This is a genomic window from Myxococcus virescens, assembly GCF_900101905.1.
Taxonomy (GTDB): Bacteria; Myxococcota; Myxococcia; order Myxococcales; family Myxococcaceae; genus Myxococcus; species Myxococcus virescens.
The window spans coordinates 136,725-147,433 of sequence record NZ_FNAJ01000015.1; the positions used below are offsets into that span (position 1 = coordinate 136,725).

The window sequence follows — 10,709 nt, forward strand, 5'->3', positions numbered from 1 at the left end:
ATAGAGTGCCGCGCATGATGCGAGCCCTCTTCGTCCTGCTGCTGGCCACGAGCGCCTCCGCGGCCTCTCCCCGAACCCTCCGAGTCGACTACTTCCACACCGGGAACGCCACCGAGGAACGGTTCAGCCTCGACAAGGTCGTCATCGAGCCGCTGCCCTGGCCCGGCCACCCGGAACGGGCCATCGACGAGACGAACCTCGGCAAGTACCTCTTCGAGGTCCGAGACCGGGAGAACAACCGGCTCCTGTTCTCGCGAGGCTTTGCGTCCATCTACGGCGAGTGGGAGGTCACGAACGAGGCGCGCAGCAGCAACCGCACCTTCCATGAGTCCCTCCGCTTCCCCGCGCCTGCGCGCCCCGTGCAGGTGCTCCTCAAGAAGCGGGATGCCCAGAATGCCTTCCGCGAAGTGTGGTCGCTGGTTGTCGACCCGAAGGACATGTTCGTCGACTCCTCGTCTCCTCCCGCGCCCGGGCCGCTGTTGAAACTGCTGGAGAACGGGCCGTCAGCGCAGAAGGTCGACCTGCTCATCCTGGGGGACGGCTACACGAAGGCCGAGCACGCCAAGTTCGAGAAGGATGCCCGGCACATGGTGGACATCCTCTTCACCTTCTCTCCCTTCAAGGAGCGCAAGTCGGACTTCAACGTGTGGGGGCTCGTCCCCGCCGCGGCCCAGTCCGGTATTTCGCGCCCCTCCACCGGCGTCCACCGGCGCTCGCCCATCGGGGCCACCTACGACGCCTTTGGCAGTGAGCGCTATGTGCTCACCTTCGACAACAAGGCCTTCCGCGAGGCAGCGTCCTTCGCGCCCTACGAGTTCGTGGAGATCCTGGTCAACGGCAACACCTACGGCGGCGGCGGCATCTTCGGGCTCTACGGCACCGTCGCCTCGGACAGCCTGTGGGCGCCCTACGTCTTCGTGCACGAGTTCGGCCACCACTTCGCCGGGCTGGCGGACGAGTACTACACCTCCGAATCCGTCTATGCGCCCGCCGCGGACCGCCTGGAGCCCTGGGAGAAGAACGTCACCGCGCTCCACTCCCCGGAAGACCTGAAGTGGAAACACCTGGTGTCACCAGGAACACCCCTGCCTACCCCCTGGAACAAGGAGGGATACGAAAAGCATGCCACCGCCGTGCAGAAGCAGCGCGGCCAGATTCGGGCACAGCGAAAGCCCGAGTCAGACATGGACAAGCTCTTCCTGACCCAGCGGGACTGGGAGGAAAAGTTCCTTTCCTCACAGAAGTATTCAGGCCGGGTCGGGGCCTTCGAGGGGGCCATGTACGAGTCGAAGGGCTACTACCGGCCACAGGTCGACTGCGTGATGTTCACTCGGGATCGCGTCCCATTCTGCGCGGTGTGTCAGAGCGCCATCTCCGAAGTCATCGACCTGTATTCCGGCCCTCCGGCCAGGTCTCCCCAGGCCAATCCCTGAACGCCTGAAAATCCGGGCACCTCTTGTGTGAAATGCCCATGTCACCAGGAGCGGACATTGGATTGCCCTCCGGTTCAGGTGTAAGGGGGACGCAACCTGCTTCCCATGGAGGGGAACTCATGCAGAGACGATTTTGGCTCCCGGCGGTCGTCACGGCCGTGATGGTCACGATGGGCACGGGATGTGGCGACGAATGCGTGGACCAGTTTGACTGCCGCACGGACAAGGGCCCCCCGGCCGCCGGCAAGCAGTGGACCTGTAACTCTGGCACGTGCGAGCAGCGCGACATCACCCAGGGCCCGGATGCGGGCACCGAGGAAGACGCGGGCACCGAGCCGGATGCCGGCGAAGGTGATGCGGGCACCGACCCGGAGGGCTGCACCAGCAACGCGACCTGCGGTCTGACCGAGACCTGCAACACCACGACGAGCACGTGCGAAGACTCGGGCTTTGCCACGCCGGTCGCGACGACCAGCACGCAGATCCAGGCGGTCCGGGATGCGGCGGATGGCGCGCTCGACCCCGCGCTGCCCATCGAGGGTGCGTTCGTCACGTTCATCAAGCCTGCCGTCACGGGCAGCAACGAACTCCCCGGCTTCTTCGTCCAGGCCGAGGCCCAGGGCCCCGCCCTGTTCGTGTCCGACGCGACGGCGCTGGCCGCGGTCGCCGTGGGTGACCGGGTCAGCTTCTCCGTGTCGTCGAAGGCGACCACCGGCGGCCTGCGCTCCGCGGCCACCGTCACCGGGACCACGGTCATCAGCCAGGGCCACCCGGTTCAGAACCAGTCGACCGCCACCCCGGCCGGCCTCGCGGTCAACCGCTCCGCGGACACGTCGGACACGCTGGTGAACGGCCTGGACTCCGTAGAGTCCGAGCTCACCTACCTGACGGGCGCGATTGCCGCGGCCGGCAGTGGCATTGGCGCCGGCTACACTGGGTTCCAGATCACCACCGAGGGTGTCATCGCTGGCACCGCCAACTTCCGGCTCCGCGTGCCCACGACGCTCGCCACCGAGCTCGACCTCATCCAGGGCTGCACGTTCACGCTGAACGCGGGCCCCATCTGGCGGTTCGATGCCGCCGCCCAGCCGTCCGCGTTCACGGCCTCCGAGCTCACCCTGTCGGGCTGCGCCGCGCCGACGTTCAAGTCGGCTTCGGCGACGTCGCTGACGGAGCTCGTGCTCAGCTTCAGCCGCAGCATCTCAGCGGCGAGCATCACCAACGCGCCGGAGCAGTTCACGCTCACCGAGGGACTGACGATCTCCGAGTTCCGCGTCGAGGGTCAGCGGGTCATCCTGACCACGAGCGAGCAGACCCCGGGCACCACCTACTCCGTCACCGTCGCGAACACCGTGACGGACGTGGCGGGAGGCTCTGTGGCTTCGGAGGCCAGCACGCAGACGTTCCGTGGCTACCGCACGCCGGCCGTTCTCCAGCTGACCGAGGTGCAGCCGAACGCGACTGGGTCCGGCAGCGCCAAGGACCTGGTTGAACTGCAGGTCCTCACTGCGGGAACCACGGCAGGCCTCATCTTGGTCCAGGACAGCGTCACCGCCAACCCCGGTACACTCGCCAGCTTCCCCGACGTGGACGTCGCGGTCGGCGACATCATCGTGGTGCACCTCAACCCGGTCGACACCCAGGAGAATCCTTTCAGGGCCGAGACCCTGACGAAGGATGAAGCCCCGCGGAGTGCCAATCCCACGCACTACGACACTGCATGGGATTTCAGGGGCATTGGTACCAATGCCATCACCTACTCGAGCCGGATCATTCTCGTGCAGGACGCGGCTGGAACCATTCAGGACGCGGTGCCGTTCCGGACGACGGGGACCCCTCCCGGTGCCTTCCCGGGCCACCTGCAGGCCATTCAGGCTGCCGGCCAGTGGCTACCAGCCGATTGCGAAGGTGCCCCCTGCACCAACACGTCCACGCCTTCCGCCGGTGACGTGTCCGCATCCTGGGCAGGTATTCCGAACAACGCCGATCCCACGAGCAACAGCGTCCGCCGCCTCAGCGCGACGGACACCAACACGAAGGAAGACTGGGCGGTGGGCGCTCCTTCGTGGGGCCTGCCCAACTTCTAGTCTGACGGCTTCCACATGAAGCATCCGGGCCGCGGCTCCTTGTGAGCCGCGGCCCTTTTCTTTGCCCTGGGTTCGGTAGGACCCTGTGCGTCGTCGTCATGGCTGCCTCTACAGTGCCGACACTTCATCCGTGGGCCCGACTCCTTCGCGGGCCGGAGTCTTCATGCGCGCCCATCACGCCCTGCTCCCCATCCTCGCGCTGCTGCTGACCGCATGTTCTGACTCCGCGCCTCACCGCACTGACGACACCGGACCGGAACTGGCCATCACCACGGAGGCGCTCCCCGCCGCATCCGTCGCGCAGGTCTATCGCAGCTCCCTCACCGCTTCGGGTGGCACGCCTGCCTATTCGTGGCGCGTCGCGCAGGGCGCACTGCCCACCGGACTCAGCCTCTCCACCCTGGGCGAAATCACCGGGACGCCCCAATCGGCAGGCACCGCCTCCTTCGACGCGGAGGTCCGTGATTCCCGCGGACGGACTGTTCGCGCCACGTTCGAGCTCGCGGTGCTCAACGCCGGCCTCCAGGTCGCATCGTCCACGCTCCCCGATGCATACGTCGGCGACAACTACGCCGCGCAACTCGACGCTTCGGGCGGCACGGCGCCGTACACGTGGACGCTCGCGGAGGGCACCCTCCCGTCGGGCGTGCGCCTCGACGCACAGGGGCACATCTCCGGCGTTCCCGCCAACTCCGGCACCTTCTCCGTCACCGTCCACGTGCAGGACGCCACCGGGCTTTCGAGCCAGCGTGTCCTCTCGCTCTCCGCCTTCACCGCGCCCTATCTCGCGGGCGGCACGCTCCCCTCCGCCTCGCTCGGAGCGGCCTACTCCACGGAGCTTCACGCCGTTGGCGGGCGACCACCGCTCACGTTCCGCATCACCTCGGGTGCCTTGCCCACGGGCCTCCAACTGGATGACAGCCTTGTCCGAGGGACGCCCAGCGAACCAGGAGCCGACTTCTTCACGGTCGAGGTCCAGGACGCCAATGGCCGTGCGGCGTCCGCCACGTTCAACCTCACCGTCCAGGGCGGCATCACCCTCACCCCCAGCGCGCTACCGGATGCCTATACCGATGCCGCGTATCGACAAGGCCTGTTGGTGATGGGTGGACGCGCGCCTTATGCCTGGGTGCTCAGCGCGGGTTCGCTTCCCGCCGGCATCCGACTCACCAGCGCCGGCCTGCTCGAAGGCACCGCGTCCACGACGGGTACCTTCTCCTTCTCGGTCCAAGTCACCGACGCCGACGCACGCGTCGCCACCCGGGCGCTCGACCTTGTCGTGTACCGGCCTCCGTCCGTGGATGGACCTGCGATTCAGCTCGACGGGTATGTCTCGCAGTCCTTCAGCGCCACGTACTCCGTCACCGGCGGAAAGGCGCCGTATTCGTTCGCTCCAGCCAGCCCCCTCCCTTCCTGGCTGCAGCTCTCCGCCTCCGGACGACTCTCAGGCACGCCCCCCGCTCCCGGCGCCATCAGCGGACAGGCCGTCGTCACCGACGCGAACGGACGGACGGGCACACGCGCCTTCACCCTCACGGTCTACGCACTCCCCACCGTCGTCACCACGTCGCTGCCCGATGCGCGCAAGGACCTGCCCTACTCCACCCAACTGCAAGCATCCGGCGGCAAGGCGCCGCTTTCCTGGCACATCGTGTCGGGGATGCCGCCTTCGGGGCTCACCCTCTCAACATCAGGAATCCTCAGCGGCACCCTCTCGGAGCTCGGGTACTCAGCATTCACAGTCACAGTGACGGACGCCACGGGCCAGCAGGGTTGGCACGCGATGGTCCTCCACGTGCGCACCGCCAGCGCGCCCCTCACAGTGGGCCATTGGAACCTCGAGTGGTTCGGTGCCCCCACCCAGGGCCCGCCGGACTCCACCTCGGAGGGCGGAACGCCGGACGACCTTCAGATTGCCCACGCGCGCGACATCATTCGCGACTCGGGGGCCAACGTGTGGGGCCTCGTGGAGATGGTGGATGCCGCGGACTTCGCCACCCTCAAGGAGCAGCTCCCCGGCTTCAATGGCTTCCTCGCCAATGACACGTCCTTCGTCCCCAACGGAACCGCCTACTACAGCCATGGCGAGCAGAAGCCCGGCATCCTCTACGACAGCACCCTCACGCTTCAGGAGGCGCAGCTCATCCTCACGGCGAACGCCGCGGACTTCGGTGGCCGGCCACCGCTGCGCGTGGACTTCACCACGACCGTCCAGGGCGTGAGCACCCCACTGGTCGTCATCGTCGTTCACCTGAAGGCGTTCGACAACGAGACCGCCTACGGACAGCGGCAACGCTCCAGCGCGGCGCTCAAGTCGTACCTCGACACATCCCTGCCCACCGAACGCGTGCTCGTCATTGGCGACTGGAATGACGATGTCGACCAGTCCATCACCCAAGGCAGCGACGGCGCCCAGCTGCCCAGCCCCTTCGCTCCGTTCGTGGCCGACACGCAGCGCTACACCTTCATCACCGAGCCACTGTCCCTGCGCGGCTTGCGCACCACCGTCGACTATCACGACGCCGTCGACCACACGCTCGCCTCCAACGAGATGGCCGCGAACTACCTGCCCGGCTCCGTCGAAATCCTGCGCCCGGACGCGTGGATTCCCAACTACGGCGACATCGTCAGCGACCACTATCCCGTCATCAGCAGCTACGACCTGGGAGACTCCGGCGGCGTCACGGACCCGGAGCCCTTGTCCAACCTCATCATCAACGAGGTCCTGCCCAACGAGCCCATCCCGCCCGGGCAGACCGTGTCGGACACCCATTACGAATTCATCGAGCTGTACAACGCGGGGACCGCCACCGCGGACCTGTCCGGCTGGAGCCTGTCGGACTCCGCATCCGTGCGGCACGTCTTCGCCCCTGGCACCACGCTCGCTGCCGGTCGGGTCTTCGTCGTCTTTGGTGGCGCTCGAGGCTTCCCGGCCGGTACGCCCGATACCGTGGCCGCATCCTCGGGCGGCCTGGGCCTCAACAACGACGGCGACGTCGTCAGGCTCCTCTCGCCCGATGGGAGCAACGTCGATGAGATGTCCTACGGAGGCACCTTCGACAACATCTCCTTCAACCGGTCGCCCGATGCCACGCCCGGCGCGGCGTTCGACTATCACCACCTGATAACCCCAGGTCTCAGCTCATCCCCGGGCCTCCGCGTGGATGGCCGGGCGTTCTGACCCGCGCCCGCGAGAGGCGCCTCCGGCCTCGGTTTCAGCGAAGTGAATCGAGCGGCGCGCCTGGGCCCGCGGTGTCCTCGCGTGGGGCTGACTCTTGCGGACGCGGCGGTTCGGCACCGGTCCCCGGCATCCCATCCACGCGGTGCGCCACCAGACCTCCGGGACCATCGCCGTAGGTGACACGAACCTCGTCTCCCTCGTGATACTCCCGCAGGCCCGTGACGAGCTCGCCCTTCATGAAGAGGCGGGTCTGCTCATCCACTCCGACGTCGTACTCCACGCCGTCATCGCCGCGGATGAGCAGCTCGTTGTCGCCCACCCACTCCACGCGGCCATGGAGCTGGTCCGTGGGCGCTGGCCGTCCCGAACCGCCCTGCCCCGCCCCCAGCGTGCCCACGGGAAGCGAGCCGGAGCCAGGCGCCCTGGATTCAGGGGGCCGCTCGCGTGAGGCCATGAGGCCGCGAAGGACATCCGAGCGGCCTTCTCGCTCGCTCGCGGATGGAGGCCCCCGGCTCTCGCTCCGCTGGCCGCAACCGAGCCACACGGCGAACAGCCCGAATGCCATCAGCCTCCAACCGCGCGTTGCCCTCATGCGCTCGTGCCCCCCGCGTGTGGAAGTTCATCGCGACGGCCGGCCGGCCCGCACCGGCCCGCGCCTGTCTCTTCCTCAACATGCGGATGGCCCTGGCGGCCGAGAACCCAGTGCTCCCCAAGGCGCACCTTGATGGCGACCAGGGAGGCGGTAGAGCGCTCCGTCTCACGGCATCTCAGCCTGCGTGGATGCCTCGACCTCGAACGCACCAGCCGGCCATCATCCTCCTGAAGCCTGCCCGAGGAGGACCTCCCGCGCGGGTGTGTCAGCGCAACGAAGCCCTCTCGGAGCGGCTGCGCGCCAGTGAGAAGGAGCAGGCCATGCTGCTCGACGAATCACCGCCCTGGCCTCGTTCGTCAGCGCGGACGAGTGCTACGGCCGCGTCAACAAAGCGCATGAGGACGGGTTCGGGCTTTCGCAGGAGCAACTCGGAGGGGCTGCCTGCGGCGTGCCGAGCCCCTTCGTGAAGCGGAGGGAGCGAAGTTCGAACAGCAATCCATGCGCTCGTCCGGACCGCCGTGCAGGAAGGGGGAGAAGCCGCGCGTCGTCCCACGTCTCGACGCGCGCACTCCCGTCGGGGGCACCAGCCAGCCCCCGACGGCCCTCGCAACTACTCGATGGCGAAGATGAGCGTCACCTTCGCCTGCACCCTCTGCTCCTCGGGCTGGATGGGCGTCGCCATCGCGCGGGCATCCGCTACCTCGGCCATCGCGAAGCGCGCCGGGTAGAGCTGCGGCGGCTCCGTCACCGTGCTCGCGTCGAGCACCGCGCCCAGCTTCACGTTCAGCGACGCGGCCAGCACCTCCGCCGACTTGCGCGCCCGCGCCACCGCCTGCCGCAGGGCTTCACCCTGCACCGCCTCCTGGCGGCTCAGGCCGAAGCGCACCGAGTCCACCCGGTTCGCGCCCGCCGCCAGGGCCTGGTCCAGCAGGTTCCCCACCCGCGACAGGTCCTTCACGTGGACGCTCACCAGGTTGCTCACCCGGTAGCCCTTCAGCTTCGGCTCCGTCTGGTTCGGCAGCGGCGGCGCGTACTCCGGGTACACCGAATAATTACGCGTCTGGATGTCCCGCCGCGCGATGCCCGCGGACGTCAGCGCCGCAATCACCTTCTCCATCCGCTTCGCGTTCTGCTCACCCGCCGCCTTCGCGTTCGGCGCCAGCGTCTCCACCGCCACGTCGATGAAGGCCTCGTCGGGCTGCGCCTTCACCTCACCGGTGCCTTCCACGCGAATCGTCCGCATGCCCGCCGGGGCCTGCGCACGCGGCGCGGAGACGGGCTGTGGCTGCGCGAAGGCCGTCAGGCCAGTGAGCAACATCGCTGTCAGCAACAGGGGTCGAACAGGTCGAGCGAACATGGTGCCTCCTCAGGAATGGGCCGCTGCGGGTCGTACTGCAACGTCCTTACCCCTTGGAACGGCCGTCAACGGGTGACATTCATATTCCTCGTGCTCGTGCCCGGGGCGCTCCTTCTTCCTCCTGGAAGAAGGAGCGCCGGACGGGCCGGAATCCTGTCCCGGCGGAATGTCACGGACCGGCGGCTTCGGCGCCGGCCATCTCCCGCACCACCTGACCGGGGCCCCGGCTCGCCACCGAACGCACCTTCGTGGTGGCCTTGCGCCGCGCGGCCCTCAGCGCATCCCGGCCCATGTCCATCACCGCCGACACCGCGCCCACGACCAGGTTGCCGGGCGGCGTGTCCGGCGCCATCGGGTGCGGCCGCGTGGGCGCCGCCTTCCGCGACATCTCCAGCACGTCGCCCATCGTCCGAAGTTCCTGCGGACGGAAGACCTTCTTCAGCGCCGGGAAGAGGTCGCCCTCCTCCTGCAGGACGTGCGCGCGCACGTTCTCCATCAACACCTGCACCTTCGCGTCGAAACGCTCGGCTTCCGGAGACATTCCGTCCAGCTCCGCCAGCAGCCACTTCACCACGTGGTGCTCCTCCAGCGAGCGCAGCACGTCCGGCCCCAACTCCTCCGAGCGTGAACGAACCGCGGGGTAGAACACCTGCTCCTCGATGACGGCGTGCACGGCCAGTTCGGTGACCATCTGGTCCACCAGCCGACGCTTCAACTTGTGTGCATTGGGGCCCGCCTTCTCGAACTTCCGGAACAGCTGCTCCACCGTCTTGTGGTCCGCCTTCAGCAACGCGATGGCATCCATGGACTCACCTCCTTGAGCGTTCGTTGGCCGCTGGCGTCCTGGCGCAGCGCGGCATGTCGTGGATGGTGGGGATGACGCCGCTGGGATGCGCGGGCGGCGCGCGGGCGGCCTGACCGCACGGCCGCCCAACGGGCAACCCGCCACGCCGCTGAGGATGTGACGGGCTCCGAGACTCCCGGGCAATCACCCGTGGGCGTTTCGCGGGCCAATGTCCGTGCCACCGTACCTCGGGAGGATGGGGTGCGCCGCTGGTGGGACTGGGGAAGGGAGAGCACCGTGATGAATGACATCCTGCGCGTCCGGGTCGCGCGCGTGACTCGCGAGGCCGAGGACATCCTGTCGTACGAGCTGGTCGCGACGGAGGGCGGCACCCTGCCCCCCTTCGAGGCTGGCGCCCACCTGGAGGTCCGCGTCCCAGGTCCGGGAGACTTCCTGCGCGCGTATTCACTCTGCAACGACCCGGAGGAAACCCACCGCTACGTCATCGCCGTGGCCCGTGACGCCAAGGGCCGCGGGGGCTCGAACGCCATGCACGAACGGGTGCACGAGGGGGACGTGCTGGAGGTGAAGCCTCCTCGCAACAACTTCCCCCTGCTGTTCGCGCGCAGCTACGTGCTGGTGGCGGGAGGCATCGGCATCACCCCCATGCTGTCCATGGCGCGCGTGCTCCAGCGCACCGGCGCGGACTACACGCTGCACTACTGCGCGCGCGCGCCCGGCCGCACCGCCTTCCACGAGCTGCTCTCCCAGGCGCCCTTCGCCGAGCGCGTGCGCTTCTCCTTCGACGGAGGGGACCCGGCCCGGGGCCTGGACGTGAAGGGACTGCTGGCCACGCGACAGCCGGGGGCCCGGCTGTACTGTTGCGGTCCCACAGGGTTGATGAAAGCCGTGCGCGACGCGGCCACCCTGCACCGCTGGCCTTGGGAGAAGGTGCACTTCGAGTCCTTCACCTCCGAGGGCACCAGCGCCGCCACGGGCCGGGAGGAGCAGGGTTTCGAGGTGACCATCCGCAGCACGGGCCAGGTGCTGCAGGTGCCCGTGGGCCAGTCGGTGCTCAACGTGCTGCGCCGCAACGGGGTGCGCGTCCCCAGTGACTGCGAGGCCGGGACGTGCGGCACCTGCGTCACACGGGTCTGCGACGGCCAGCCCGACCACCGCGACACCTTCTTCCAGACGGAGCCCGCGGGTGACCAGCGCATGCTCGTCTGCGTGTCACGCGCCCGCTCCAAGCGGCTGGTGCTGGACCTCTGACAC

7 protein-coding genes are annotated in these 10,709 nt (G+C 68.2%); 4 read left to right on the plus strand and 3 right to left on the minus strand.

Going from position 1 to position 10,709, the window contains the following annotated elements:
- Window positions 1–14 precede the first annotated feature (14 nt).
- The 3 genes from BLU09_RS30865 (at window position 15) to BLU09_RS30875 (ending at window position 6,701) form a co-directional block, all read left to right on the plus strand.
- Complete coding sequence (locus BLU09_RS30865; protein WP_186817752.1) at window positions 15–1,433, plus strand: IgA Peptidase M64; 1,419 nt, start codon at window positions 15–17, stop codon at window positions 1,431–1,433.
- Between the two features lie 119 nt (window positions 1,434–1,552).
- Window positions 1,553–3,520, plus strand: a complete 1,968-nt coding sequence (locus BLU09_RS30870; RefSeq protein WP_090493855.1) for an Ig-like domain-containing domain — start codon at window positions 1,553–1,555, stop codon at window positions 3,518–3,520.
- Window positions 3,521–3,683: 163 nt separating this feature from the next.
- Complete coding sequence (locus tag BLU09_RS30875) at window positions 3,684–6,701, plus strand: putative Ig domain-containing protein (RefSeq protein ID WP_090493857.1); 3,018 nt, start codon at window positions 3,684–3,686, stop codon at window positions 6,699–6,701.
- A 34-nt stretch (window positions 6,702–6,735) separates the two neighbouring features.
- Here the strand turns inward: BLU09_RS30875 and BLU09_RS30880 are convergent, their stop codons facing one another.
- The 3 genes from BLU09_RS30880 to BLU09_RS30890 form a co-directional block, all read right to left on the minus strand.
- Window positions 6,736–7,266, minus strand: coding sequence for a hypothetical protein (locus BLU09_RS30880; protein WP_090493860.1), 531 nt, complete (start codon window positions 7,264–7,266; stop codon window positions 6,736–6,738).
- Window positions 7,267–7,903: 637 nt separating this feature from the next.
- Window positions 7,904–8,650 carry an SIMPL domain-containing protein gene (locus tag BLU09_RS30885; protein ID WP_090493862.1) on the minus strand — a complete coding sequence of 249 codons (747 nt, stop codon included), beginning with the start codon at window positions 8,648–8,650 and terminating at the stop codon, window positions 7,904–7,906.
- 169 nt (window positions 8,651–8,819) lie between these two features.
- A complete protein-coding gene (locus BLU09_RS30890; RefSeq protein ID WP_090493864.1) occupies window positions 8,820–9,455 on the minus strand; it encodes a hemerythrin domain-containing protein in 636 nt (211 codons plus the stop codon).
- Window positions 9,456–9,734: 279 nt separating this feature from the next.
- On the opposite strand from BLU09_RS30890, the gene BLU09_RS30895 reads away from it, so the two are divergent.
- On the plus strand, window positions 9,735–10,706 hold the full coding sequence (locus BLU09_RS30895; protein WP_090493866.1) for a PDR/VanB family oxidoreductase: 972 nt from the start codon (window positions 9,735–9,737) through the stop codon (window positions 10,704–10,706).
- Window positions 10,707–10,709 lie beyond the last annotated feature (3 nt).